This is a genomic window from Dietzia papillomatosis NBRC 105045 (assembly GCF_001570845.1).
In the GTDB taxonomy this organism is placed as follows: Bacteria; Actinomycetota; Actinomycetes; order Mycobacteriales; family Mycobacteriaceae; genus Dietzia; species Dietzia cinnamea.
This window is the reverse complement of record NZ_BCSL01000028.1, coordinates 1-25334: the sequence shown is the minus strand read 5'-3', so window position 1 is coordinate 25334 and position 25334 is coordinate 1. Positions and strand designations below refer to the sequence as shown.

Sequence of the window (25334 nt, the reverse complement as noted above, 5' to 3'; positions counted from 1 at the left end):
CCGCGGCGAGAGCTCAGAGGAGACGCACCATGGGCACATCATTCTGGCGACGCACGACGATCGACCCCCCGGCGACGGAGTTCCCCGAGGACGAGCACGTGGACCTGGTGATCGCCGGCGCGGGGTTCACCGGCCTCATCACCGCCCTCATGGCGGCCGCGCGAGGCAAGTCCGTCGTGGTCCTGGAGGCGCACACCGTCGGCGCCGGGGCGAGCGGCGCGACCACGGCCAAGGTCTCGGTCCTGCAGGGCACGCGACTGTCGACGCTGCGGTCGAGGCACGGGCTCGAGACCGCCCGTCATTACGCCGAGGCCCATCAGTACGGGCTGGACTGGTGGGCGGAGTTCTGCGAGACGCACGGTGTGCCCGCCCAGCGCAGGCCCGCGCTCAGCTACTCGCGCGGCGCCCTGGGGACGGCATCGTTGCGCAAAGAGAAGCAGACGATGGACGACCTCGGTATTCCCGCCCGGTGGTACGATCGACTGGATGTCCCGTTCCCCGCTCGATCGGCGGTGGAACTGCCCGACCAGCTGCAGATCGATCCCGTCCAGGCGCTGGCCGCGCTCGTCGAGGCCGTGGACGCGCTCGGGGTGCGCATCGTCGAGCAGTCCCGCGTCACCAAGGTGACCCCGCGCGGCGACGGCGCCGACGCCCATGCCGAGGTACGCAGTGACCGCGGGATCCTCACCGCGCGTGACGTGCTCCTGGCGACGTCCGGGCCGTCACTGGACCGCGGCCCGACGGTGGCGACCATGGAGGCCGAACGCTCGTACCTATGCGCTTTCGAGTACGACGGCGGACTGCCGGAGGGCATGTACGGCTCGGTGGAGACGCCGGTGCGCTCGCTGCGGACCGTGCCGACCGAGAACGGGGAGGTACTCTTCGTGGGCGGCAACGGCCACCGCACCGGAACCGTCGCCCCGACCGGATCCAAGATCGAGTCACTGCGGGAATACGCGGAGAAGTACTTCCCCGGTGCGCGGATGACCCACGGGTGGTCCGCGCAGGACTTCCACCCGGTCGAGATGGTCCCCAGGTCGGGACCGCTCCCGTGGGGGAGGGGCCGCGTGCACTACGCCGGTGGCTACAGCAAGTGGGGGGTCAGCGGGTCCGCCGCGGCGGCCGGGATCATGGTCGACCGGCTGGAAGGGCTCGACCCACGCGTGTCGTTCGGCAAGCCGACGCTGACCGGCGTGATCAAGACCGCGCCGTCGATGTACGCCGACCTGCCCGTCCACATGGCCGCCGCCGCGGCGAAGTCGGTGGTCCGGCGCCCGCGGCCGAGCGTCCGACCGAGGGGCGAGGCGACGGCCGACGACGGCGAGAGGTGCACTGTCGGCCTGCTGTGCCCGCACATGGGCGCCGTGCTCAGCTGGAACGACGTCGAGCGCTCGTGGGACTGCCCCTGGCACGGGTCCCGCTTCTCGGCATGTGGTGAGCTCATCGAGGGCCCCGCCACGAGCAACCTGAAGCGCCACGATACGACGTGACGGCGATCCCCGGACGCCGCCGGACACCGCTGCGACCGACCTGCGCACAACCTCACGCCTGCTCGATCGACGTGCGGCTCGCGGTCCTGCACCGCACTCCGTTTTTCGCCGACCTCGACGCCGACGGGATCGCTGAGGTGGACCGGCGGGCGGTGTCCCTGTCGTGGGGCTCCGGCGACGCCGTGTATACCGAGGGCGAGCGCTCCGGCTACCTCTACGTCATCGCCCACGGTCGCGCCAAAGCGTACCGGAACTCCGAGGACGGCAGGACCGTCGTCGTCGACCTGCTCGCACCGGGTGATTTCGCCGGTGGTGTCGACTCGCTCGGCACGCCGCGGTACGGCGAGACGGTCGAGGCGATCGACACACTGTGCGCGCTGCGGATCAGCGCCGAGGACTTCCGCGACCTCCTCACCCGATTCCCGCAGGTGGCGCTGCGCGTCGTCGACCACCTCACGGGGCTGCTCGAGGACGCGCGGACCACGGTGACGCACCACGCCACCCGTACCGTGTCGCAGCGGGTGGCCGGGACACTCCTGCGTGTCGCCGACAAGTTCGGTGAGGCCCGCTCCGGGTTCGGCGACGGCCGCGCGGCGGGAACGCTGCTGGAGCTACCGCTGACGCGATCCGACCTGGCAGGGATGACCGGGTCCACACCCGAGTCGGTGTCACGGGTGATGAGCAGGCTCCGGCGGGAGGGGATCATCGATTCCGGTCGCCGCTGGACCGCCGTGCTCGACCGCGAGCGACTGGCCGAGATCGCCGAGCCGCGCTGAGCGCCCGCGAGCGTTCGCGGGGCGTTGCACAGCCTGTCCTTGGTTGAAAGTGGCCCGGGAGTGACCGAAACTCGGGAGGACAACATCGGCCGCCGGCCACAGTGTGTACCCGCCTACGGAAGCAGGAATATCGATGAGCCCCACTGACCAGGGTCCGAACCCGTTCGTCGTCGACATCGAGGAGGCCACCCTCGCCAACGACAACTACCGGACCACCCTGTGGACGGGATCGCACATGCAGCTCACCGTGATGAGCATCCGCCCCGGGGACGACATCGGTCTCGAGGTCCACGACGACCACGACCAGTTCCTCCGCGTCGAGGCCGGCACGGGTCGGGTCGAGATGGGGCCGGCGAAGGACCAGCTCGACTTCGTCCGCGAGGTCTCCGACGACTGGGTCATCCTCGTGCCCGCCGGGAGCTGGCACAACGTCACCAACATCGGTGATGACGACCTCAAGGTGTACTCGCTGTACGGCCCGCCCGAGCACGAGCACGGCACCGTTCATCAGACCAAGGCGGACGACGACCACTGATCTGACGAGACACCGCGGGCCCGGTCCGGTCGATCTTCCGGTGCGGGCCCGCGATGTGGTGTCAGGTCAGGCCGAGACCGCCTCGCGGTGCCGCCCCCGGCGATCCGGGTCGGCGACGGTGCGGTGGACGTCGACCCGCCGACGCAGGAGACGCATCGCGTTGACGATGACCACCAGGACGGACGCCTCGTGAACGAGCATTCCGATCGACATGGTGACCCCTCCGGCGAAGACACCTGCCAGCAGCGCGGCCACGGTGATCATCGCGACCGCGATGTTCTGACGCATCACCGACACGGTGCGCTTCGCCAGACCGACGGCCTCCGGCAGCTTGAGCAGGTCGTCACCCATGAGTGCGATATCCGCGGTCTCCACCGCCACGGCTGACCCGGCGGCGCCCATCGCGACACCGATGTCCGCGGTGGCCAGCGCGGGAGCGTCGTTGACACCGTCGCCGACCATGGCCACGGTGTGGCCCGCCCGCTGCAGCTCGGTGACCGCGTGCAGCTTGTCCTCCGGCAGCAGCCCCGCCCGGACCTCGTCCACCCCGGTGGCCGCGCCGACCGCCTCCGCGACCAGCGGGACGTCACCGGTGAGCATGATGACCTTCTCGACACCGGAACCGTGGAGCCGGGCGATCATCTCGGCCGCATCGGCACGGACGGTGTCGGCCACCGCGATGACGCCGGCCACCTCGTCGTCGACGGCGATGATCATGGGGGTCTTGCCGTCGCGGGCGAAGTCGTCGGCCGCCCGTGCCGCGCCGCCGTCGTCGGCGATCCCGAACTCGTCCAGCAGCGCCTGGTTGCCGATCAGGACGCGATGCCCGTCCACCTGCGCGGTCAGACCCTTGCCCGCGATAGGCCGGACCGATTCGGGAGTGTCGTAGGCGACCCCCTCGGCCGAGGCCGCCTCGAGGATCGGCCGGGCCAGCGGGTGTTCGGAGCCCGCCTCGCCGCCTGCCGCCAGGGCCAGCACGTCGGCGCGGGACCTGTCAGGGGCCAGCACGAGGACGTCGGTCAGTTCGGGTCGTCCCTCGGTGAGGGTTCCGGTCTTGTCCACCGCGACGACGTCGATCTTCGCGGAGGTCTCCAGGTACTCCCCGCCCTTGATGAGGATGCCGTTGCGGGCCGCCCTGCCGATGCCGGCGACGATCGCGACCGGGATCGAGATGACCAGCGCACCGGGGCAGCCGATCACCAGCAGGGTCAGCGCCAGCACCACATCGCCGCTGATCAGGCCGGCGACCAGCGCCAGGACCATGATGCCCGGGGTGTACCACGCGGAGAAGCGGTCGATGAAACTCTGGGTACGCGCCTTGGCGTCCTGCGCCTCCTCGACGCGGTGGATGATCCGCGCCAGGGTGGTGTCGGCACCGATGCCGGTCGCCAGGACGTGGAGGAATCCCCCGCGCGACACGGTGCCGGCGAACACCTGGTCGCCCTCGGACTTCTCCACGGGAATCGACTCGCCGGTGATCGAGGCCTCGTCGAGCGCACCGGAACCGGCCACGACCTGGCCGTCGACGGGGACCTTGGCGCCGTTCTTGACCAGTACGATCTCACCCTCGCGGACCTGGCCGGCCGGGACCTCCACCTGTTCGCCGTCACGCATCACCACCGCGACGTCCGGTGCCACGGCAACCAGCTCGGCCAGCGCGGAGCGGGTCTTGTTGAGGGTGGCCGACTCGAGGGCGTGACCGATCGCGAACAGGAAGGTGACCGCGGCCGCCTCCCAGTAGTTGCCGATGATGATCGCGCCGATCCCCGCGACCGACACCAGCAGATCGATGCCGATGTGGCGGATGAGCAGGGCATCGACCGCCTTCTTGACGATGGGGGCTCCCGCGACGACAGCGGCGGCGAGCATCAACACGTCGGCGAGGACCGCGTTGTCCTCGAGCCCGCGGAAGTCCGAGCCGGCCACACCGGATGCGATGAAGGATCCGATGATGAGCAGCCCCGACAGGATCGGGACGAACCAACGCCCGTATATCCATTTACGGATGGTATTCATGACCTACTCCTCGATATCCGGGTCCAAATTTCGGTGCGGTGTTTCCGACACATCTCCTCGACCCGTCGGAATTACCATAAGAGCGTTCCGGTGAAGCGACCATGACGGTGATCAATTAACCGCACGATCGGATACGGCAGGCCCGGCGGTGGGGGAATGTCCGGAAAACGCGGCTCCGCCGTCCCGGGCGAATCGGCGCGCGGGACGGCGGAGGGCAGGTGAAGGGTCACCGGTCCGGTCAGAAGGCGCTGGGACGTGCCCTGTAACCGGCCTTCGCCACGGCGGCCACGAGGTCATCGACGCTGGACACCCCCGGGTCGTGGTCGACCTCGATCCGCGAGGAGGCGAAGTGCACCTCCACCTTCTCGACACCCTCGAGTCGACCGACCTGCTTCTCGATCTTGGCCACACAGGACGGGCAGGAGAACCCCTCCGCGCGCAGGATGCTGTGAATGACATTCTTTACGGCCATGACGTTGTCATTTCCTCTCGGTCCCGGTCGGCACCCGCCGCCGAGTAATTCCCACGATAGAGACGGGCCGCTGCCGGAACATTGACGCGGATCACTTATCCGCACAATTCTTTCCGGTCGTGTCGCGGGGACTATTTCGAGGCGTGGTCCGCGTTGATCGACATGAGAGCAAAGGAAAAAGGGGGGGATCCGGAACATGACATATGAGGACATCCCGAGCGCGTACGTGGCGCGGGCGGAGGTGCTGGCGGGCGTGCTGGGCAGGGAGGTCGCCCCGGACGATCCCGACCGCGAGGTCATCGAGGCGTGGGCGGGTGGTGTCCCCGGGCGCATCCTCGACGTCGGCTCGGGCACGGGACGGTGGGCCGGGCACCTGGCGGCGCTGGGGCACACGGTGGACGGGATCGAACCCTCCGGCCCGTTCGTCGACATGGCCCGGGAGAGCTTTCCGACCGTGGCGTTCCGGCACGGCGCGATCTCTGATCTGGACGGGACGCAGGAGCGCTGGGCCGGCCTGTTGGCCTGGTACTCGCTCATCCACATGGATGGACAGGAGCTCCCCGTGGCGCTGGCGACCCTCCACCGGGTTCTCGAGGCGGGCGGGCAGCTGCTCCTGTCGTTCTTCACCGGACCCTGTCACGGTCCGTTCGCCCACCCGGCGGCCACGGCCTACCTCTGGCCGATGGACTGCATGGTCACCGCTCTGGAGCGCGCGGGCTTCAGGGTGACGGGCCGGCGTACGCAGCCGGGTGCGCCGCACGCCGTCGTGACCGCGCGGTCCGCCGCCTGACGGGCATCGCAGGCCCCGCGCCCGGGACTGATCGGCCCCCGCGCGGACGGTCATGACACTCTGGTGGCGTGAAGACACCGGTACCTGATTATCTGCTCGAGATCCGCGACGCCTGCTCGGACGGCGGGGAGGGCCGGCTCGCGGACTACATCCCCGAACTCGCGGCCGTGGACCCGGACCGGTTCGCGGTGGCCGCCTGCATGATAGACGGGGTCGTCTACACAGCCGGCGACGCCGACGCGGAGTTCACGATCCAGTCGATGAGCAAGCCGTTCGTCTACGCGCTGGCCCTGCGCGACCGCGGGATCGAGGCTGTCCTGGAGAAGGTCGAGGTGGAGCCGTCCGGCGACGCGTTCAACCAGATCTCCCTCAACCGGGGCACCGGCCGGCCGCGCAACCCGATGATCAACATCGGGGCGATCGCCACGCACACGCTCGTCGGCCCGCCCGGCGCCTCGGAGGACGAGCGCAACACGGTCATCGCGGACGGGTTGTCGGCATTCGCGGGTCGGCGGCTCGAGGTCGACGGCGCCGTGTGCGAGTCCGAGCTGCGCACCGCGTTCCGCAACCGCGCGATGGCCAACCTGGTCCGCGCCGGCGGGATCATCGACGGCGATCCCGACGAGGCCTTGCGCGGATACACGCGGCAGTGCGCCTACCGGGTTACGGTGCGGGACCTCGCCGTCATGGCCGTCACGCTGGCCACCGGCGGCGTCAACCCGGTCACGCGCGAGCGGGTGGTGTCGGCACCGGTCGTGAGGCAGGTCCTCGCGGTGATGACGACGTGCGGGATGTACGACGCCGCCGGCGACTGGATGTCCACGGTGGGGATTCCGGCCAAGAGCGGGGTGTCCGGAGGGATCCTCGGCGCGCTGCCCGGTCAGGTGGGGCTGGGGGTGTTCTCGCCGCGGCTCGACGAGCACGGGCACAGCGTCGAGGGCGTACGCGCCTTTGAGCGGCTGTCGCGGGAGCTCGAGCTCCATCTGATGAACACCACGGTCACCGAGGTCGAGGCCGTGCGATCCGTGCGGTTCGACGAGATCTCCGGGCGCCGGACGTTCCGCCTGCAGGGCCCCATGACCTTCGCCAGTGCCGAGCAGGTGCTGCGGCGCCTGGCCGAGATCCCCGAGGGGCCGGAGGAGGTGACGCTCGACCTCAGCCGCGTGTCCTCGGTCAACGCGAGCGCCCGGCGGATGTTGCTCGAGGCGATGCGGCGGTTGGCCGATGACGGGCACACCGTGGGCCTGGCCGACCCGAGCCGGCGCCTGCCGGAGCCGGACCTCGGCGACGGGACCCGCCCGGTCACGCGCCGCGCGGCGCGCTGACTGTCCCCGTGGTGCTCACCCGCCGTTGAGCCCGCTGACCGGGGCGAACTCGTGCCCCTCGCCGCCGGCGCGCGATGTTCCAACGTCCCGTAGCGACTAGCGATCACCAGGGGGTCGTGACGCGGACGCGGTCGGGGGATAGAGGGTGACAGCCGACGTCGAGAGGTCCAGTCGCATATCGCTGAGTCGGCTCAGTCACACCCCGGCCCCGTTGGCGGCGAGCGCCGACCGGACTGTCGCGGGAGCGGTGGTCATGGAGTGCTCGAACGCCTGCGTGCGGCGCGCGCCGTTCATGAAATGCGCGCTCAGGCCGGCGAGATCGGCGGGGGTCGGCAGGATCGGCACGACGGTCGTGCCGCGGGCGCGGACCGTGTCGATCTCGGCGTGCAGGACGGTCGACATCGGGCGGCGGATCATCCGGTACTCGAGCGAGCCACCGGGGCCGGGGATGCGGACGCCCGGTGCCGACGCCATCGGGGCGATGACGTAGATGAGGTCCACCTCCTCCGGACCGATGAGGTCGACCGAGGCGGTCGAGCCCATCCCGCCGTCGACGAAGATGCGGTCCCCGATCGGCACCGGCGGCATCCAGCCGGGTGTCGCCCAGGACGCGCGCAGCGCCTCGCCGACGGTCGCGTGAGGCGACCCGGGTGCGCCGAACACGACCCGCTCCCCGGCGCGGACGTCGTAGGCCACCATCCGGGCCGCGGGGTGGGGGAGCCAGGCGCCGACCTCGAACTGCTCGGCGAGTCGCTGCAGCCACCGCGCGTCCGCGCGTCCCGTGGGGGCGATGCCGGTGAGGCCCGCCAGCCCGGTGCGCTTGCGCAGGAGGCCCGGGTTGAGCAACGGAAGCCGCGGCAGCGGCGGCACGCTGGGCGGAGTGGAGGCGATGTGGTCCCGCAGCCTCGGGTCGGTGGCCCGGCCGTACTGCATGTCGACCAGTTCGGAGACGGAGACGCCGCCGGCGAGCATGGTGACGAGTTCGGCGCCCGCGGAGGTGCCGAGCATGACGTCGGCCTCACGCGGGTCGAAACCGGTCTGCTCGCCCAGGGCGTGCATGGCCGCGATCGCCCAGGCGGCCCCGATGGTGCCGCCGCAGCCGAGCACGATCGCCGTCCTGCTCATGCGTCGGACTCCTGAGGTCTGCGACTCACGTCCGCGCCCACCATTCGTCGCGCTCGGCGCCGGTGACCTCGCGCGCGGTGTAGTCGCCGACCCGCGGGGGTTCGTATCGTCCCGTCAGCGGCATGGAGTCTCCTCGGATCGGCGATGTCCTGACCGTGAGTGGAACCTTACGCGGCCGGAGCACTCAGGCGTAACGGTCCGTGAACCGGGCGACCGCGTCGACCACCGCGAGGTACCGCGGCGAGCACACCACGTCGAAGCCGTGCTGCGCGCCCGGCAGTTCGGCGTAGATCACCGGGTTCGGCGACCCCGCGCGCAGGTGCCGTACGAGCCGCCGCGAGCCCTTGACCGGCGTGTACGTATCCAGCGTGCCGTGGATGATCGCCACCGGCGGCGCCCCGGACGCCGGATGCCGCACCGGGTCCGAGACGTCCCTGGTCGCACTGCCCAGCCGGCCGTAGTACCCGTAGAGCCCGACCGCCGCGGCCAGCGTGGTGTCGACGTGCTCGAACCCGGGCTGGAACCGGGGATCGTTCGCGGTCAGCGCGGTCATCATCGCGATGTGGGCGCCTGCCGAACTGCCCGCGACGACGATCGGCGCATCGGCCGGGATGCCGTGCGACGGCCCCTCGACGCGGATCCAGTAGAGCAGCCGCTTGATGTCCACCAGGTGCTGCGGGAAGCCCGCCTCGGGGGTGGGCGACAGGGTGTAGGTCGCGCTGATGGCGGCCCAACCGCGACGCGCGTGGTCGAACAGCATCGCGCGGGACTCGCGGCTCGGTGCGCCCGCGCGGAAGTGACCGCCGTGGATGTGGACGAGCACGCCGCGGACCCCGCCCACACCCGCGCCGAACTCACCCGCACGGGACCCGGCCCCGCCGTCGCCACCAGGGCGGAGGTCTGCACGGGTGTAGAGATCGAATCGGTTCGCCACGGGGTCCGGACCGTAGACCATGCCCCGGCGGGCCCGCACCCCGTGCGGAGGCAGCGGCCACGGACGGGCCAGCACCGTCGGCCAGGGCGTGCGGTGGGGTGGGGTGGAGCTCGTCGTCGTCGCCGTCTCGCGGCCCTCCGAGCCGTTCCGCGGCGCCCCCTCCCGCAGCGCCCGGTCCAGGGCGGGCCGCGCGGCGAGGTGGCGCGCGAGCACAAGCCCGAGCCCCGCGCAGGTCAGCGCGGCCATCCCCGCGCCCACCCCGTCGGACGGTCGGCGCTCTCGGCGGCTCAGCGCGGTGGCGGTGGCCGCGCCGACGAGCGCGCCGATGTGCAGCGGCACCTCGAGCGCCGGCAGGCTCACCACCCACCCTGCGGTGGCGGCGGCGAACGGCCGACGGATCGGGCGCAGGGCCAGCGCCGTGGACACCGCGGCGGGCGCGACGAGCGCGGGCAGCGGGACGCGGATGGGTCGTGGCACGGTCACTCCTCGGGCAGGCCAGCGCGTTCCCAGGCCGCGACCGGGCCCGGGATCAGGTCGAACATCGGGTGCGGCCGCGGGGCGACGAGCCGGTCCAGCCACGGCGGGTCACGCTCGATCACCTTGGCCCGCAGGTGCGCCCACTCCAGCGCGAGCTGGCCGTCGGTGAGCGGCAGGCGCTCGGGCCCGGGCGGCAGGACGACGCGCGTGCGGTCGAAGCGGTAGCCGCGCGCGTCGGCGGCGTCGGCGAGACCGTGCAGCCATGTGGCGATCCCCGCGACCGGGTCGGCGAGCGTGCGGAACCGCTCGAGCTGGGGATGCGCGCGATAGCCCTTCGTCATCCCGCGGAGTACCTTCTGGGCCAGGAGCCCCTCGCGCCAGCCGGCGACGAGCGCGGCGCGGTCGAGCAGGTCGGGATGGATGCTCCACAGGCGCACCCCGGCGAGTATAGGGACGCGCCGCGTGGCGGGGGCCGGCGCGCGTGGCGCCGGGCCGACAGGTGGCGCGGCGGGCGCGCCCGGAGGGGAAGGGACGAGACCATGACGACGACGACAACGCCGACGCTCGACGAGGTGATGGCCGAGCTCGCCGGGCTCGAGGACCCCCGGATCCGGGAGGTCAACGCCCGGCACGGGGACGATCACGGGGTCAACCTCACGGCGCTGCGGGCGGTGGCCAAGCGGGTGAAGAAGAACCAGCCCCTGGCGGTCGATCTGTGGGCGACCGGCGACTCGGCCGCGCGGCTGCTGGCGATCCTCGTGTGCCGGCCGAAGGAGTTCTCCGCCGACGAGCTCGATGCCATGCTGCGTCAGGCCCGCACCCGGAAGGTCCACGACTGGCTGGTGGGCTACGTGGTGATGAAGGGCCCGCACGCCGAGGACCTGCGCGTCGCGTGGCTCGACGATGCCGACCCGGTCGTGGCCTCCGCCGGCTGGGCGCTCACCGCCGACCGCGTGGTCAAGAAGCCCGAGGGGCTGGACCTGCCCGGGCTGATGGACGTGATCGAGGCCGAGATGGCCGACGCCCACGAGCGGCTGCAGTGGGAGATGAACACCTGCCTCGCGCAGATCGGCATCCACCACCCGGAGCTGCGCGCGCGGGCGCTGGAGATCGGCGAGCGGCTCGGGGTGCTGCGCGACTACCCGACGCCGCGCGGCTGCACCTCGCCGTACGTGCCCGAGTGGATCGGCGAGATGGTCCGCCGGCAGGAGGGCTGACGCCGCGCGCGTCCGCTTCGCCCGCTCTCACCTCCCGGCGAGTGGTCACAAATGACGATGTCCGGCGTCAGCGACCAGGGCGAATGTGACCGGGTGTGACCATTCGCGGAGCGGGGTGAGCGGGGTGAGCGGGACGCTCGGCGCTGGCCAGCGCTGCGCGGTAGATCGCTGCGTGGGTGGCCGCGACGGCGGCGTCCTCGGCGTCGGGCGCCCGCTCGGGGACGGGCGGGCCTCCGAGCGCGGTGCCCAGTGACTCCCGGAGTTCGGCGGCGTCGGGTGAGGCGGGGTCGTACGAGGCGACGGCGTGCCCCCACTGCTCGACCAGGCATCCGATGCGGGGGACGACGGGCGGCAGGCCCAGGTCGCGGCAGAGCTCCAGCCACCCCGAATGCGTCCCGTGCCGGTGCGGGAGCACCAGGGCGTCGAACCCGGCGAGCGCGGCGCACAGCTCGGACTCCGGCAGGTGGCCGTGCGGCCGCACCTCCACCTCGGGGCGGGCCGCGAGGCGGTCCAGCGCCAGCGCGACCCGGTGCCGGGGGTGGTCGGACTCACGGGCCGCGGCGAGGGCGTCGGCGCGGATCATCACGACCAGCCGGGTGTCCTGCGGCAGCGCCTCGGCCAGCGCGGGCAGCAGTTCCTCGGCCGCGACGCCCGCCCGCAGGGTGCCGAGCACTACCCCCACGGTGCGGCGGGACCGCCCGCCGACCCGCTCCCGGCGCAGCGGCTCGGTGACCCCGGCCGGTACGAGGCGTGGATGCGGGATGACCCGGGCGTCGACGCCCCACCGCTCCCGGATCTTCGCGGCGGCGCCGGCGGTCAGAGTGAGGACTGCGGAGGCCCCGCGGACGAGATGACCGGTGCGCTCGAGATGCGCGGCGGGGTCCGGTTCGTGGGGGTTGGTCAGGTCGTGGACGGTCACCACCAGCGGCATCGCCCGGGCCCGGAGAGCCGAGACGAACCCCGCGACCTGATCGGGCGTGCGGTGCTCGTACCCGAAGTGCAAGTGCACCAGGTCGGCGCCGTCGAGGACCTCGGGCCGCTCGGCCGCCTCCAGCGCGGGATGCGGCCACCACCGGGAGGGTTCGGCAGGGTCGAGCACCGGGTCGTCGAGCGCGACGACGTCGGCGGCGCCTCCGAGGGAGTGGCGGACGTAGTCGTGCCCGGCGGGCACGGAGCGGACCCGCATCGTCGGGGCGGGGGAGGCGCCAGAGTTCACCTCGTCACCGTGCCATGCGTCCCCGGCGCCGTGACCCGGGGCCTACTACTGTCGACGCGGTGAGCACCCCCGACCGGCCGACCGTCATGGTGATCGGCAACTGCCAGGCCGACGTCTACCGCGACCTGCTGCGCTCCTCGGACGAGGTCCGGGTCGTGGACGTGCGGCCGGTGTACGAGATGACGGCCGCCGACCTGCCCGGCCTGCATGCCGATCTCGCGCGCACGGACGTGCTGATCGTCCAGCCCGTCCGCGACGACTACCGCGACCTGCCGCTCGGGCACCGCCAGCTCGCTGCGCATCTGCCGCCCTCGGCGACGGTCGTCCTCGTCCCCGTCCTGCGCTACGCCGGCCTGCATCCGTACCAGGTGCTGGTCCGGCCGCCTCGCGACCGGTCGCTGACCCCGCCCCTCGCGCCGTACCACGACCTGCGCACGATCCTCGCCGCCGCGACCGGCGACCGCGGCGTGCTCGAGGCCGTGCCGACCGCCGAGCAGGCCCGGACCGCCGGCCGCGAGTCGGTCGAGGCGCTGCGGGTCCGCGAGCAGGCGCACGGCACGCTGACCGCCTCCGACCTGCTCGACGTATTCCCGCGCTGGCACACGATCAACCACCCCGACCGGCACACGCTGGCCACGGTGTTCGAGCGCATCCTCGAGCGGCTGCCCGCGGGGGTGCTCACCGACCCGCCGCGGATAGGTGACCGCGAGCCCCTCGGCTCCACACGCGCACCCGTGGAGCCTGCCGCGGCCCGCGCACTCGGCGTGACCGGATTCGATGGGACCGCCTCGGGCGACTGGCTCGTCGACGGCGTGCCGGTGCGCACTCGGGAGATCATCGACGCGCATCTGGCCTGGTATACGGCCACGCCGGGCGTGGTCGAGGAGGGCCTGCGCCGCCACGCCGACCGCATCGACCTGCTGGGGCTGCGATGACGGCCCCGGGCTCCGCCGCTCCGAGCCCCGGCGCCGCGGATCCCGCCCCGGACCCCGGAGCCCCGCTGACCATCGCCCTCGGCCCGCCCGAGCACGGGGTGACCCGCTTCGCCGTGGACAGCGCGCGCGCCGCGGGCACGCCGGTCCTCGAGGTCCGGGAGGTGGCCGCGCTGCCCGCCGCGCTGGCGGGGCGGGGGCGCGGACCAGTGCACCTGCACATCACCGACCCGCTGTTCGGCCGCACGCCCGACGAGGCCGCTGCGGCTGTGGAGGCACTCGCCGCGGACCGGCCCGTCAGCGTGACCCTCCACGACGTGCCCCAGCTCGCGGAGGGTGCCGAGCGGTGCCGCCGCCGCACCCGGGCCTACCAGTGCATCGCGCGGGCCGCCGGGCTGGTCGTGGTGAGTTCCGAGCACGAGCGGCGCCTCTGCGCGGACGCCGGCATCGCCGTCGACGCCGTCATCCCGCTGCCGGTCCCGGCCCTCGGGCCGCCCGCCGACCTCAGCCCTGACGCGCGGTCGGTCGGGGTGTTCGGGTTCCTGCACCCGGGCAAGGCCGTCGACGTGGTCGCCGAGGCCGTCGCCGCCCTGGCCGCTGGGGGTGACGCCGACATAACTCTACGGCTGTTGGGCGCCCCCGCTGACGGGCACGACGACTACGTCGACGCCGCGCTGCAGACCGTCCGCGCCGCCGGTGGGCGCGCCGAGGTGACGGGACGGGTCGACGACGAGGACCTCGCCCGCGTGCTCGGCGAGGTGACGGTGCCCGTCGCCCTGTTCCGCAACGTGTCGGCGTCCGGGTCGCTCGGCACGTGGGCCGCGGCCGGCCGGCGCCCCCTGGTCTGGGACTCGGACTACATCCGCGAGATGGAACACGACCGCCCCGGCTCCCTGCTCATCACCGGCGGCACCGACCTCGCCGGCGACCTCCGGCGACTGCTCGGCGATCCCTCGCCCACACGCATCCCGCCCCCGCCGCCGGGGATCGAGGAACTCGGACGCGCGTACCGCGCGGCGTGGGCGCAGTGGCCGACGGGACCCGGGGGGCTCGCATGACACGGAGCGTCCCCGTGCGCGGCGGCATCGACGTGGTCATCCCGTACTACCGCGACCAGCGCATGCTCGACCGGATCCTCGCCGCCCTCCGCGGCCAGACCGGACTCGACCACCGGGGCACGCTGCGGGTGATCGTCGCCGACGACGGCTCGCCCACCCCGCCGACGGTCCCGCCCGACGTCACCGTCGTGCGGCAGGACGATCGCGGTTTCCGTGCCTCCGCCGCACGCCACCTGGGTGCGGAGGCCGGCGACGGTGAGCTCCTGCTCTTCCTCGACGGGGACACGGTCCCCGGGCCCGGTTACGTCGCCGCGATGTGCGAGGCGCTGGAGGGCCGACCCGATCTGCTGGTGGTGGGGCGGCGTCGGTACGGGCGCTTTCCGCACCCCACAGAAGAAGTGGAGCCCGCCGAGATCCTCCCGGACCCCGAGTGGCCGGCCGCCTACTACGCCGAGACCGCGAACCTCACCCGGGGCGAGGACCTGTGGCGCGGCGTGCTGTCCGCCGTGTGCGGCCTGCACCGCCGCCTCTACGACCTGGCCGGCGGTTTCGATCCAGACATCGTCGGCTACGGCGGCGAGGACTGGGACCTCGCCTGGCGCTGCCAGCAGGCCGGCGGCCACCTGCTGTACGTCCCCGACGCCGTGGCCTGGCACGACGGCCTCGACTGGTCCGGCCGCGCCGACACGGCCGAGCGACCCGGGGACGACCGCGCCGACGCCGGCCGCCGCCACGACGGCTCAGCCCACCTCGCCCAGAAGAACGCCGAGACCGCTCGCCTGGCCCCGCTCATCGCGTCGACGCTCACCCGACCGGCCGGCGGGATCTACGCGCTGCCCTCGATCGCCGTCCACGTCCACGCCGCCGATCCGGCGTTCGGCGGGACCGGCACGGCCGCCGCCACCTGCGCATCCCTGCTCACCTGGGGTGATGTCGCGGTGACCGTCGACCCCGCCACATCCGACGCCGCCGTGATCGCCGAACTCTTCGCCGACGACCCACGCGTGGACCTCCGCCCGCGCAGCCCGTGGTGGCTCCCCGGGACGCCGGGGGCGGGTCCTCGTCGTCGTCCCCCCGTCCTCGTCGACATCCACCGTCCCTGCGCGCTCGGGGCGCTCGACGCGCGGCGGCTGCGCGCCCTGTGCCCACCCGAGGGGAGCGTGACCCTGGACGACGACGAGGGGCGCACCCTCGCGCGGATCCGCAGCTCCCGGGCCCTGGCGCGCGAGCAGGAGTGGGGCGAGCGTCCTCCCGTGGCGCAATCGATCACCGCGGCGGGCGTCGGGGTCCGCAGCCTGGGAGGCGACGGCGACGGTGTGCGGCTCGAGCGGATCATCGCGGGCTGGTGACGGTCGGATGGTGCGACGGGGGTGACCCGCCGGTGCCGCAGCGGTGGCGCGGGGGCCCCCGACAGGACACTATTTAATGTTCTGGCAGCGCCCGGACCGGTCGGGTGCCACGAGAGGACGAGGGGGGCTGTGGACGACCGTAGCGAGCAGCGTCTGGACATCGCCGTGATTGGGCCGTCCCGGTTCCCCATACGGGAGCCGTACGCCGGTGGGCTCGAAGTGGTCGTGGCCAAGGAGGTCCTGGCCCTGCGCGCCCGCGGTCACCGGGTGACCCTGTACGCCGCCGCCGACAGCGACGGGCACGACCCGCGGTTCGAGTTCACCGCCATGGCCACCGCGGCCGGCCGCGGCGACAGCTACTACCCGCCCGGCGGCTACGAGGCGGACTCCCTCGAGTTCGAACGACTCATGGACCACGTCGCCGTGGCCGGCTACGACGTGGTGCTCAACCACAGTCTCAGCCACGTCCCGCTCGTACGCGCCGCCGAGATGGGCACGCCCATGATCACCACGCTGCACTGCCCGCGGCTCGAGCCCATGCAGGAGGCGTTCGACCAGCTCGGTGAGGCCACCGGCCACGTGCTCGCCGTGAGCCGATCCGTCCTCGGCACCTGGCGGGTCCCGCAGGGGGCCGACGTCCTGCCGAACGGCGTCGAGCTCGTGACCTGGCGGCCCCGGGAGACCGGGTCCGACTCGCGGCGGGGTGCGGCGCCCCGCGCGGTGTGGACCGGCCGGATCGTGCCCGAGAAGGGCCCGCACCTGGCAATCGAGGCAGCGCGGCTCGCGGGGATGCCCCTCGACCTCGCCGGCCGCGTCGGTGACGACCGGTACATGCGGCGCGTCCTCGGACCCCGGCTGAGCGAGGCCGGTGACCTCGTGCGCTACCACGGTCCGCTGGGCCGCGACGCGCTGGTGCCGCTGGTCGCGAGCGCGGCCGTCGCCCTGGTGACCCCCTGCTGGGAGGAGCCGTTCGGACTGACCGCCGTGGAGGCGCTCGCGTGCGGCACCCCGGTCGTCGCCCTGGCGCGCGGCGGCATCCGCGAGATCATGCGCGGGCAACCCGGCGTGATCCTCGTCGACCCCGGCGACGACCCGGCGTCCGCGCTGGCCGCCGGCATCCCGGCCGCGCTCACCCTCGACCGGGCCGCGACCGCCCGCGCCGCTGCCGCCGCGTTCTCCCACGACGCCCGCATCGACGCCCTCGAGGAGCGACTCCGGGCACTACTGATGGGCGTGGCGTCGTGATCGGGATCTACGCCCACCACCACGGCAGTGGGCACGTGCAGCGGGCGCTGTCGGTGGCCGCCGCGCTCGACGACGAGGTCACCATCCTCACCTCCGCCCGCGTTCGCGACGATGCTGTTCCCGATCCCGGGCGCGTCCGGGTCGTCTCGCTGCCGTTGGACGTCGGCGGGTCAGGAGACGGCGCGGGGCCGGACCCGACCGCCGGGGGGCGGTTGCACTGGGTCCCGCTGCGCCACGACGGGTTGCGCCGCCGGATGGCCGTGCTCGCCGAGTGGATCGACCGCCACGCGCCGACCGTGTTCTGGTCGGACATCTCCGTCGAGGTCACGGTCGGCGCCCGGCTCACCGGTACGCCAGTGGTCTCCACCGTGCTGCCGGGCCGCCGCGACGACGCCCCGCACCTGCTCGCCCACGGGGTCTGCTCGGCGTTGGTCGCCGGGTGGCCCCGCGCGGCCGGCGCACCCGTGCCCGCCGGGGCCACGCGTCCGCTCGTGCCCGTCGGCGGCGTCTCACGGTTCGCCGGTCGGGACCCGGGCGCCGGTCCGCGTCCGGGCGAGCGCCACGGGGAGCGGCCCCGCGTACTGCACCTGCGCGGTTCCGGCGGAGGCGGCCACGATCGACGGTGGGACGCCGTGCGCGACGAGCTCGGTGAGGTCGACTGGATCTCCCTCGGCGGTCCCGGCGGCCGCTGGGTGGCCGACCCGTGGGACGAGCTGTGCCGCGCCGACGTGGTGATCAGCGCGGCCGGGCAGAGCTCGATCGCCGACCTCGCCGCCGCCGACGCGCACGTCGTCGTGGCACCGGAGGAACGGCCCTTCGGCGAGCAGGACGCCACCGCCGCGACCCTCGCCCGGCTGGGCCTGGCCGAGGTCGTGCGCCGCGATGACCCGGTCGACCAGCTGGTGGGAGCCGTCCGGCGCACCCTCGAGGTCGCCCGCTCCTCGTCGGGCGCGGGGTCCGGGCTGCGCGAGACGTGGGAGGTCGACGGCGCCGCCGAGCGGCTGGCCGGCGTCCTCGAGGCGGTGGCCGAGGGGCGGGAAAACGGAGTCGAGCGGCCCGCGGAGCCGACGGTCGGAGCGGCGCGATGACCACCGCGGCGTCGATCGCCGTGGTGACGGTCTGCACGCCGGGCCGCGCCGAACACCTGAGGTCCCAACGCCGCGCGATGGCCGCGCACCTGCCCGGTGCCCGGCACGTGGTGGTGTTGCCCGACAGGCCCGGCGGTCGGGATCTGGCCGCCGAGCTCTCCGCCGAGGGCGTCGAGATCGTGGAGTTGCCCGCCGGCCCCGACCTGCCGATCGCCCGCAGCCGCAACCTCGGTGGCGACCGGGCGGCCGAACTGGGAGCCGACCTGATCGTCTTCCTCGACGTGGACTGCATGCCCGGCCCCGAGCTGGGTCGGCGGTACTCCGAGATCCCCGACGGCGCCGTGGGACTCGGGCCGGTGACCTACCTTCCGGAGTCCGCCGGAGCGCCCGATCCGGCCGACCTGCCCGCGTTCACCAACCCGCACCCGGCCCGACCGTTCCCCTCCCGCGGCACGCGGCGACTGGAGCCCGACGAGTTCGGGATGTTCTGGTCGCTGTCGTTCGCCGTGCGGCCGGGCCTCTGGCTCCGGTTGCGCGCGGACTTCGGTGGGTTCGACGAGGCCTTCACCGGGTACGGCGCCGAGGACACGGACTTCGGCCGCAGGCTGCTCCACCGGCGCGTGCCGGTGATCCTGGTGGCCGGCGCGCACGCGTACCACCGGTGGCACCCGGTGGCTGATCCGCCGGTCGACCACCTGACCGACCTGCTGCGCAACGGCGCGCACTACGCCGCGCGGTGGGGGAGCTGGCCCGCGCCGGGCTGGTTCGAGAAATTCGAGCAGATGGGCCTGGTGCGCAGAGTCGGCGACGGCTGGGAGGCCGTGCCCGGCGCGACCGGTGACTGAGCGGCGCGGGCGCGGGGCAGCGCGACGAGAAGAGCGTCCCGCACACGATTCCCGAGTGGGGGTGTGCGGAACGCTCTTGTCGATGGAGTGGGCCGGCGCGTGGCGTCGGCGTTCCACGCGGGTGGCTCAGCCGAGGAAGGCCTGATCCGACAGGGTCGCGCCCTTGATGTTGGTGAACTCGCGCAGCAGGTCCTGCACCGTGAGCTTGGATTTGGTCGCGTCATCGGCCTCGTACACGATCCGGCCCTCGTGCATCATGATGAGCCGGTTGCCCAGGCGGATGGCCTGCTCCATGTTGTGCGTGACCATGAGCGTGGTGAGGCCGCCCTCGCGGACGATGCGCTCGGTGATCGACGTGACCAGCTCCGCGCGCTGCGGGTCGAGGGCCGCGGTGTGCTCGTCGAGCAGCATGATGCGCGGCTGCGTGAAGCCCGCCATGAGCAGCGACAGTGCCTGCCGCTGACCGCCCGACAGCAGCCCCACCTTGGCGGTGAGACGGTCCTCGAGGCCCAGTTCGAGCATGGCGAGCTGCTCGCCGAACCGCCCGCGCCGCTTCTTGCTCAGCCCACGCCCGAGACCGCGACGCTGACCGCGGAGCAGCGCCAGCGACAGGTTCTCCTCGATGGTGAGGTTCGGGGCGGTCCCGGCGAGCGGGTCCTGGAACACGCGGCCGATGTACTTGGCGCGCTTGTGGTCGGGCAGACGGTTGACGCGCACGCCGTCGATGTCGATCGCGCCGGTGTCGACCGGAAGCTTGCCCGACACGGCGTTGAGCAGCGTCGACTTGCCCGCGCCGTTGGAGCCGATCACGGTGACGAAGTCGCCCTCGCCGAGCGTCAGTGTGAGGTCGTTGAGCGCCCGGCGCTCGTTCGCGGTGCCCGGGAAGAAGGTCTTGGACACTCCGGTGACGGACAGCATCGTCAGACCTCCTTGGTGCCGGGGGCGGTGGAGTCGGGCCCGGCGGACCCGGTGGCGGCGGCGTCGGCAGCCGCGCCGGGGCCCGGATCGACCGCGGCACCGACCCCGGCCACGGCCCGCTCGTTGGCCGCGACCGGGGTGGTCGGCTTGCGCCCGAACCGGCCACCCACGGACTTCCAGCGAGGCAGCAGCAGCGCGATGACCACGAGCAGGGCGGTGATGGCCTTCATGTCATTGGGGTTCAGGCCCACCTCGAGCGCCGCGAAGATGATGAGGCGGTAGAGGATCGCACCCACGACTACGGCGAACACGGCCAGCCACAGGCGACGCTGGCCGAGGATCGCCTGACCCAGGATGACCGACGCCAGGCCGACGAGGATGAGGCCGATGCCCATCGAGATATCGGCGAAGCCCGAGTACTGCGCGATGAGCGCGCCGCACATGCCCACGAACCCGTTGGACAGGGCCAGCGTGAGGGTCTTGGTGAAGTCGGTGGAGACTCCGAACGACGAAATCATCGGCCCGTTGTCACCGGTCGCCCGGATGGACAGGCCGAGGTCGGTGGTGAGGAACCACAACACGACCAGGCCGAGCAGGATGACGGCCACCGCGAGGACGGCGACGCCGCCCCAGGTGCCGAGGATGCCGGCCTCACGCAGCGGCGTGAACGCCGTGTCCTGCCGCAGCAGCGGGACGTTGGCCCCGTCCATGATCCGCAGGTTGACGGACCACAGGGCGATCATGGTGAGGATGCCGGCGAGTAGTCCGTCGATCCGACCCTTGGTGTGCAGCAGGCCGGTGACCGTGCCGGCCAGGAACCCGGTGCCGAAGCCCGCGAGGGTCGCGAGCACCGGGTTCCAGCCGGCGAGGAGCCCCATCGCCGCGGTGGCGGCGCCGGTGGTGAAACTGCCGTCGACGGTGAGGTCGGGGAAGTTGAGGACGCGGAAGGTCAGGAAGACCCCCAACGCCATGACCCCGTAGATGAGGCCTACCTCGACGGCCCCGATCACTTGCGATCAGCCTCGGCGAGGATGTCCTCGGGGATGGTCACGCCCTGACGCTCGGCCGCGGCCTCGTTGACCACGTAGGTGAACTCGGTCGCGGTCTCGACCGGCATCGTGGCCGGGTCCTCGCCGTCGCGCAGGATGCGCAGCGCCATCTCACCGGTCTGGCGGCCCAGCTCGGTGTAGTCGATGCCCAGGGTGGCGACGGCGCCGCCCTCGACGGTGCCCTCCTCCGCGGCGATCACCGGGATCTGCTTGTCCTCGGCGACCTGGACGAGCGAGGCGATGCCGGCCACGACCATGTTGTCGGTCGGCACGTAGATCGCGTCGACGTCACCGAGCGCCTCGACGGCCTGCTGGATCTCGTTGACGGTGGTGACGGTCTGGGTGACGATCTCCAGCCCCAGCGGACCGGCGGCCTCCTCGGCCTGGTCCACCTGGACCTGCGAGTTGACCTCGCCGGAGGCGTACACGACGCCGACACGCTCGGCGTCCGGGACGAGCTGCTTGAGCAGCTCGAGCTGCTCTTCGATGGGAGCGGCGTCCGAGGTGCCGGTGACGTTGGAGCCCGGCTCCTCCATCGAGTCGACCAGCTCGGCCGAGACCGGGTCGGTGACCGCGGTGAACAGCAGCGGGATGTTGATGATGTTCTGGGCCATCGCCTGCGCGGCCGGAGTGGCCACCGCGAGGGTGAGGTCCAGGTCGTCGGCGGCGAACTGCTGGGCGATGGTCAGCGCGGTGGCCTGCTCGCCGTTGGCGTTCTGCTCGTCGAACTCGACCTCGACGCCGGCCTCGGAGAATGCCTCCTTGAACCCGGCCGTGGCCGAGTCCAGAGCCGGGTGCTGGACGAGCTGGTTGATGCCGATGCGGTAGGACTCGCCACCATCGCCGGAGGCGTCGTCACCGCCGCCCGAGCAACCTGCGAGGACGAGAGCCGAGGTGGCGACCAGTCCGGTGAACAGCTTCGCGCGTGTGAATGCCATGTGCCATGCCTTGTCTGTGCCGTCTGGGCCTCCCGGGTGGGTACGCGAGGGGCCGGATGCGTGAACGGTGCTGGCACATGAGGGTACCGGGTCGCCCCGACACGATGAGCCCGGACTCACCTGACGGGCTGCGGGCCCTCCTCCGACTCGGCCAGTTCGCGCTTCCAGGTGCGGAAGCCCTCCTCGGTCCGGCCGCGCCGCCAGTAACCGGAGATCGACGCCCGGGCGGCGGGCACGCCGCGCTCGCGTCGCAGGTACGGCCGCAGGTGCTTCATGACCGTCTCGGCCTCGCCGTGGACGAAGACCTGCACGTCGCCGCCCGGCCACGGCAGGTCACGCACCGCGCCGACCAGCGGAGCGTCGCCGTCGATCAGCCCCGGGCCGGCGTCCGTCGAGGGGGTCCCGCGGTGGATCCAGGTGACCTCCACACCCGCCGGCGCGACGAGGTCGACCTCGTCGTCGTCGCCCCCGACCTCCAGGAACACCGCGCCCACGGCGTCCTCCGGCAGCGACTCCAACGCCGCGGCGACGGCCGGCACCGCCGTCTCGTCCCCGGCCAACAGGTGGAAGTCGGCCTCCGGGTCCGGACGGTAGCCGCCGCCCGGGCCGCGCAGCGCGACCTGCGTGCCCGGGGTGACCGAGCACGCCCACGGGCCGGCCACTCCGGCGTCACCATGAACGACGAAATCGATCCAGACCTCCCGCGCGACCGGGTCGCATCGCCGCACGGTGTACGTCCGCACGACCGTCTCGCCTGCGTGGGGCAGCTCGATCTTGACGTAGCTGTCCGTGTCGGCGCGGGCGGCGAACGATTCGAAGCCCTCGCCACCCAGGACCACCCGGACGAGATGGGCGGTCACCGTCTCGGTGCGCAACACCGTCAGGACGGTCGGGGCGGGGGGCTGGCGATCGCGGGCCACTCATACTCCTTCGACGGGGGTTAGGTGACCCTATCCTCCCAGAGAGTCGCCCCGTGCGGCCGGGGACGACCGCGCGGGGTGTCGTCCGCCACACAACCTTGCACGGGCTGTGCAATCGTGCAGCGTCCGTGCAAAACTGCGGGGGTTCGCGAGTCGCACCCACGCCCCGAGGAGCCAAGCGCATGGCGTCATTTCTCTACCGGATCGGCCGATCGGCCTACCTGCACAGGTGGAGGTTCATCGTCGCGTGGTTGCTCATCATCGCGGGCATGGGCACGGCCGCCGCCACCCTGTCGCAGCAGACCACGAGCAGCTTCGAGATCCCCGGCCTCGAGTCGATCGAGACGCAGGAGGCGATCCAGGAGCGGTTCCCGGGTTCGCCCAGCCAGCTCGACGCGCCGACGGGCACCGTCGTCATCCGGGCACCCGAGGGCAGCACCCTCACCGATCCGGCCGTCGCGGAGGACGTCGACGCCTTCCTCGCCGAGGTGCGGGAACTGGACTTCCTCACCGGCACCGAGGCGATCGTCAGCCCGGTGATGGCCGCCGAGGGCATGCGTCAGCAGATGACCGAGGCCAAGGCCGCGCAGGGCATCCCGCAGGAGCAGATCGACGCCGACCTCGCCGCGCTCAGCCCGCTGAGCGAGGACGGGACGACCGGCACGCTCCAGGTGCAGTTCGACGCCGAGACCACGATGAACGTCGAGGCCGAGGACCGCGAGGCCTTCGCCGACCTCGTCGCGGAGCATCAGGACGGCCTGACGATCGCCTACTCGGGTAACGCGTTCCAGACCTCCGAGATCAGCGCGACCGGCGAGATCATCGGTATCGCCGTGGCCGCCGTCATCCTCACCATCACGTTCGGCTCGCTCATCGCGGCGGGCCTGCCCCTGCTCGTCGGCGTGGTGGGTGTGGGCATCGGCATCGCCGGCATCTTCGCCGCCACCTCCTTCACGGACACGATCAGCAACTTCACGCCGACCCTGGCGTCGATGATCGGCCTCGCCGTGGGCATCGACTACGCCCTGTTCATCGTCTCGCGCTTCCGCACCGAGCTCGTCAAACACATCGGCGGCAACGACCTCGAGCCCAGGGAGCTGGCGCAGCAACTCAAGACCATCCCGTTCCGCGAGCGCGCCCACCTCGCCGGGCTCGCGGTGGGCAAGGCCGGTTCCGCCGTGGTGTTCGCCGGCCTGACCGTGCTCATCGCGCTCGCCGCGCTGTCGATCATCAACATCCCGTTCCTCACGGCGATGGCGCTGTCCGCCGCCGCGACCGTCGCGATCGCCGTCTTCGTCGCGATCACCCTGCTGCCGGCCGTCCTCGGCGCCGTCGGCACCAAGGTCTTCGGCGCCCGCGTCCCGGTCGTCAAGGCGCCGGACCCGGAGGACGAGAAGCCGACGATGGGCCTGACCTGGGTCCGCCGCGTTCGCAAGCACCCGATCCTGCACGCCGTGGTCGCCGTGGTGCTCCTGGGCCTGCTCGCGATCCCGGCCGCGCAGCTGCGGCTCGCCATGCCGTCCGACGGCACGATGTCGCCCGGCACCCCCAACCGCACCGCGTACGACCTCACGGCCGAGGCGTTCGGCCCCGGCCGCAACGCGCCGATGATCGCCCTCGTCGACACCCTCGAGGTCCCGGCGGAGGAGCGTCCGGCCGCGTGGGCCACCGCGGTCGAGGACATCCAGGCGGTGGACGGCGTCCGCAACGCGCAGATCATCGAGTCCAACGAGGCCGGCGACGCCGCTCAGGTGCTCATCACGCCCGAGTACGGGGCGACAGACGAGCAGGCCGCCACGGTGCTGGACAGCATCCGCGCGGGCATCGGCGAGTTCGAGGAGCAGACCGGCGGCACCTACTCCGTCACCGGCGTCACCCCGATCTACGAGGACATCTCCGAGCGACTGTCCGAGGTGCTCCTGCCGTACGTCGGCATCGTCCTGGCGCTGGCGTTCATCCTGCTCATGCTGGTGTTCCGCTCCATCTGGGTGCCGCTCATCGCGGCGCTGGGCTTCGGCCTGTCGGTGGCCGCCACCTTCGGCCTCACCGTCGCGCTGTGGCAGGAGGGCTGGGGCGGCATCGTCTCCGACCCGCAGCCGATCATCAGCTTCCTGCCGATCATCCTCATCGGCATCGTGTTCGGCCTCGCGATGGACTACCAGGTCTTCCTCGTCACCCGCATGCGCGAGGGCTGGGTCCACGGCAAGACCGCGCAGAACGCCGTGTCCAACGGCTTCAAGCACGGTGCGCGCGTGGTCACCGCGGCCGCGCTCATCATGACCAGCGTGTTCGCCGCGTTCATGACGATCGACGAGCAGTTCATCAAGGTGATGGGCTTCGCGCTGGCCGTGGCCGTGCTGTTCGACGCCTTCGTCGTCCGAATGACGATCATCCCCGCGGTGATGTTCCTGCTCGGGGAGAACGCGTGGAAGATCCCGCGCTGGCTCGACCGGATCCTGCCCTCGGTGGACGTCGAGGGGTCGGCTTTGGAGGACGTCGGCGCGGACGGTCCCCGCGGAGCCGGGGACCGCGCGGGATCCGGTGACGACGACGAGGTGGTCCACGCCGACGCGGTGGCCGCGGGCCGGTCCACGAGGTCCGATGCCTAGGAGCATGGGT

At 72.5% G+C, this 25334-nt stretch carries 23 protein-coding genes; 13 read left to right on the top strand and 10 right to left on the bottom strand.

The genetic code is table 11. The annotated features are described in order from the left end of the window. Window positions 1–29: 29 nt before the first annotated feature. The 3 genes from DPA01S_RS10915 (at window position 30) to DPA01S_RS10905 (ending at window position 2801) form a co-directional block, all read left to right on the top strand. The gene (locus DPA01S_RS10915; RefSeq protein ID WP_061228156.1) at window positions 30–1490 is read left to right on the top strand and encodes an FAD-dependent oxidoreductase; all 1461 of its coding nucleotides are present in this window, start codon (window positions 30–32) and stop codon (window positions 1488–1490) included. Beyond that, a complete protein-coding gene (locus DPA01S_RS10910) occupies window positions 1487–2266 on the top strand; it encodes a Crp/Fnr family transcriptional regulator (RefSeq protein ID WP_063935576.1) in 780 nt (259 codons plus the stop codon). The genes DPA01S_RS10915 and DPA01S_RS10910 overlap by 4 nt, the downstream gene beginning before the upstream one ends. A gap of 133 nt (window positions 2267–2399) precedes the next feature. After that, on the top strand, window positions 2400–2801 hold the full coding sequence (locus DPA01S_RS10905; protein ID WP_061228157.1) for a cupin domain-containing protein: 402 nt from the start codon (window positions 2400–2402) through the stop codon (window positions 2799–2801). Window positions 2802–2867: 66 nt separating this feature from the next. On the opposite strand, the gene DPA01S_RS10900 is transcribed toward DPA01S_RS10905, so the two are convergent. Both DPA01S_RS10900 and DPA01S_RS10895 read right to left on the bottom strand, forming a co-directional pair. After that, window positions 2868–4817, bottom strand: a complete 1950-nt coding sequence (locus DPA01S_RS10900; protein ID WP_061228158.1) for a heavy metal translocating P-type ATPase — start codon at window positions 4815–4817, stop codon at window positions 2868–2870. A gap of 238 nt (window positions 4818–5055) precedes the next feature. After that, window positions 5056–5289, bottom strand: coding sequence for a heavy-metal-associated domain-containing protein (locus DPA01S_RS10895; protein ID WP_007633765.1), 234 nt, complete (start codon window positions 5287–5289; stop codon window positions 5056–5058). Window positions 5290–5485: 196 nt separating this feature from the next. Between DPA01S_RS10895 and DPA01S_RS10890 the strand changes: the two genes are divergently transcribed. Continuing rightward, the gene (locus DPA01S_RS10890; RefSeq protein WP_061228159.1) at window positions 5486–6079 is read left to right on the top strand and encodes a class I SAM-dependent DNA methyltransferase; all 594 of its coding nucleotides are present in this window, start codon (window positions 5486–5488) and stop codon (window positions 6077–6079) included. 68 nt (window positions 6080–6147) lie between these two features. Next, complete coding sequence (locus DPA01S_RS10885) at window positions 6148–7404, top strand: glutaminase (RefSeq protein ID WP_061228160.1); 1257 nt, start codon at window positions 6148–6150, stop codon at window positions 7402–7404. Window positions 7405–7599: 195 nt separating this feature from the next. Here DPA01S_RS10885 and DPA01S_RS10880 read toward each other — a convergent pair whose 3' ends face one another. The 3 genes from DPA01S_RS10880 to DPA01S_RS10870 form a co-directional block, all read right to left on the bottom strand. Next, window positions 7600–8529, bottom strand: coding sequence for a patatin-like phospholipase family protein (locus DPA01S_RS10880; RefSeq protein ID WP_061228161.1), 930 nt, complete (start codon window positions 8527–8529; stop codon window positions 7600–7602). Window positions 8530–8713: 184 nt separating this feature from the next. Next, window positions 8714–9940, bottom strand: a complete 1227-nt coding sequence (locus DPA01S_RS10875) for an alpha/beta hydrolase (RefSeq protein ID WP_061916170.1) — start codon at window positions 9938–9940, stop codon at window positions 8714–8716. A gap of 2 nt (window positions 9941–9942) precedes the next feature. Continuing rightward, window positions 9943–10377 (bottom strand): pyrimidine dimer DNA glycosylase/endonuclease V, encoded by a 435-nt coding sequence (locus tag DPA01S_RS10870; RefSeq protein ID WP_061916166.1) that lies wholly within the window; start codon window positions 10375–10377, stop codon window positions 9943–9945. 102 nt (window positions 10378–10479) lie between these two features. Here DPA01S_RS10870 and DPA01S_RS10865 point away from each other — a divergent pair, with 102 nt between their 5' ends. Further along, window positions 10480–11157, top strand: a complete 678-nt coding sequence (locus DPA01S_RS10865) for a DNA alkylation repair protein (RefSeq protein ID WP_061916163.1) — start codon at window positions 10480–10482, stop codon at window positions 11155–11157. Between the two features lie 67 nt (window positions 11158–11224). Here the strand turns inward: DPA01S_RS10865 and DPA01S_RS10860 are convergent, their stop codons facing one another. Next, complete coding sequence (locus DPA01S_RS10860) at window positions 11225–12373, bottom strand: glycosyltransferase family protein (protein ID WP_232303107.1); 1149 nt, start codon at window positions 12371–12373, stop codon at window positions 11225–11227. Window positions 12374–12432: 59 nt separating this feature from the next. On the opposite strand from DPA01S_RS10860, the gene DPA01S_RS10855 reads away from it, so the two are divergent. The 6 genes from DPA01S_RS10855 (at window position 12433) to DPA01S_RS10830 (ending at window position 18890) form a co-directional block, all read left to right on the top strand. Next, window positions 12433–13308: a WcbI family polysaccharide biosynthesis putative acetyltransferase gene (locus DPA01S_RS10855; RefSeq protein WP_061228164.1), complete on the top strand. Its 876-nt coding sequence runs from the start codon at window positions 12433–12435 to the stop codon at window positions 13306–13308. Continuing rightward, the gene (locus DPA01S_RS10850) at window positions 13305–14363 is read left to right on the top strand and encodes a glycosyltransferase family protein (RefSeq protein ID WP_061916156.1); all 1059 of its coding nucleotides are present in this window, start codon (window positions 13305–13307) and stop codon (window positions 14361–14363) included. Before DPA01S_RS10855 ends, DPA01S_RS10850 begins: the two co-directional genes overlap by 4 nt. Further along, complete coding sequence (locus DPA01S_RS10845; protein WP_106386371.1) at window positions 14360–15712, top strand: glycosyltransferase; 1353 nt, start codon at window positions 14360–14362, stop codon at window positions 15710–15712. Before DPA01S_RS10850 ends, DPA01S_RS10845 begins: the two co-directional genes overlap by 4 nt. A 129-nt stretch (window positions 15713–15841) precedes the next feature. After that, window positions 15842–16957, top strand: coding sequence for a glycosyltransferase (locus tag DPA01S_RS10840; protein WP_061916150.1), 1116 nt, complete (start codon window positions 15842–15844; stop codon window positions 16955–16957). Next, window positions 16954–18045, top strand: a complete 1092-nt coding sequence (locus tag DPA01S_RS10835) for a glycosyltransferase (RefSeq protein ID WP_061228168.1) — start codon at window positions 16954–16956, stop codon at window positions 18043–18045. Before DPA01S_RS10840 ends, DPA01S_RS10835 begins: the two co-directional genes overlap by 4 nt. Beyond that, window positions 18042–18890 (top strand): glycosyltransferase family 2 protein, encoded by an 849-nt coding sequence (locus tag DPA01S_RS10830; protein WP_061228169.1) that lies wholly within the window; start codon window positions 18042–18044, stop codon window positions 18888–18890. The genes DPA01S_RS10835 and DPA01S_RS10830 overlap by 4 nt, the downstream gene beginning before the upstream one ends. Before the next feature lie 126 nt (window positions 18891–19016). On the opposite strand, the gene DPA01S_RS10825 is transcribed toward DPA01S_RS10830, so the two are convergent. The 4 genes from DPA01S_RS10825 to DPA01S_RS10810 all read right to left on the bottom strand — a co-directional run bounded on the left by DPA01S_RS10825 (window position 19017) and on the right by DPA01S_RS10810 (window position 22715). After that, window positions 19017–19808 carry an ABC transporter ATP-binding protein gene (locus DPA01S_RS10825; protein ID WP_007631559.1) on the bottom strand — a complete coding sequence of 264 codons (792 nt, stop codon included), beginning with the start codon at window positions 19806–19808 and terminating at the stop codon, window positions 19017–19019. A 2-nt stretch (window positions 19809–19810) separates the two neighbouring features. Next, window positions 19811–20818: an ABC transporter permease gene (locus DPA01S_RS10820; protein WP_061916147.1), complete on the bottom strand. Its 1008-nt coding sequence runs from the start codon at window positions 20816–20818 to the stop codon at window positions 19811–19813. After that, window positions 20815–21795 carry an ABC transporter substrate-binding protein gene (locus tag DPA01S_RS10815; protein ID WP_061228171.1) on the bottom strand — a complete coding sequence of 327 codons (981 nt, stop codon included), beginning with the start codon at window positions 21793–21795 and terminating at the stop codon, window positions 20815–20817. The genes DPA01S_RS10820 and DPA01S_RS10815 overlap by 4 nt, the downstream gene beginning before the upstream one ends. Before the next feature lie 116 nt (window positions 21796–21911). Continuing rightward, a complete protein-coding gene (locus tag DPA01S_RS10810) occupies window positions 21912–22715 on the bottom strand; it encodes a siderophore-interacting protein (RefSeq protein WP_061916144.1) in 804 nt (267 codons plus the stop codon). Window positions 22716–22897: 182 nt separating this feature from the next. Between DPA01S_RS10810 and DPA01S_RS10805 the strand changes: the two genes are divergently transcribed. Beyond that, window positions 22898–25324, top strand: coding sequence for an MMPL family transporter (locus DPA01S_RS10805; protein WP_082767642.1), 2427 nt, complete (start codon window positions 22898–22900; stop codon window positions 25322–25324). The last annotated feature ends 10 nt before the right edge of the window (window positions 25325–25334 follow it).

Coding starts and splice junctions, on each gene's coding strand:
- DPA01S_RS10905 (WP_061228157.1), top strand. CDS start 2,400: ATGAGCCCCACTGACCAGGGTCCGAACCCGTTCGTCGTCGACATCGAG.
- DPA01S_RS10890 (WP_061228159.1), top strand. CDS start 5,486: ATGACATATGAGGACATCCCGAGCGCGTACGTGGCGCGGGCGGAGGTG.
- DPA01S_RS10880 (WP_061228161.1), bottom strand. CDS start 8,529: ATGAGCAGGACGGCGATCGTGCTCGGCTGCGGCGGCACCATCGGGGCC.
- DPA01S_RS10850 (WP_061916156.1), top strand. CDS start 13,305: ATGACGGCCCCGGGCTCCGCCGCTCCGAGCCCCGGCGCCGCGGATCCC.
- DPA01S_RS10895 (WP_007633765.1), bottom strand. CDS start 5,289: ATGGCCGTAAAGAATGTCATTCACAGCATCCTGCGCGCGGAGGGGTTC.
- DPA01S_RS10815 (WP_061228171.1), bottom strand. CDS start 21,795: ATGGCATTCACACGCGCGAAGCTGTTCACCGGACTGGTCGCCACCTCG.
- DPA01S_RS10900 (WP_061228158.1), bottom strand. CDS start 4,817: ATGAATACCATCCGTAAATGGATATACGGGCGTTGGTTCGTCCCGATC.
- DPA01S_RS10915 (WP_061228156.1), top strand. CDS start 30: ATGGGCACATCATTCTGGCGACGCACGACGATCGACCCCCCGGCGACG.
- DPA01S_RS10865 (WP_061916163.1), top strand. CDS start 10,480: ATGACGACGACGACAACGCCGACGCTCGACGAGGTGATGGCCGAGCTC.
- DPA01S_RS10845 (WP_106386371.1), top strand. CDS start 14,360: ATGACACGGAGCGTCCCCGTGCGCGGCGGCATCGACGTGGTCATCCCG.
- DPA01S_RS10825 (WP_007631559.1), bottom strand. CDS start 19,808: ATGCTGTCCGTCACCGGAGTGTCCAAGACCTTCTTCCCGGGCACCGCG.
- DPA01S_RS10830 (WP_061228169.1), top strand. CDS start 18,042: ATGACCACCGCGGCGTCGATCGCCGTGGTGACGGTCTGCACGCCGGGC.
- DPA01S_RS10805 (WP_082767642.1), top strand. CDS start 22,898: ATGGCGTCATTTCTCTACCGGATCGGCCGATCGGCCTACCTGCACAGG.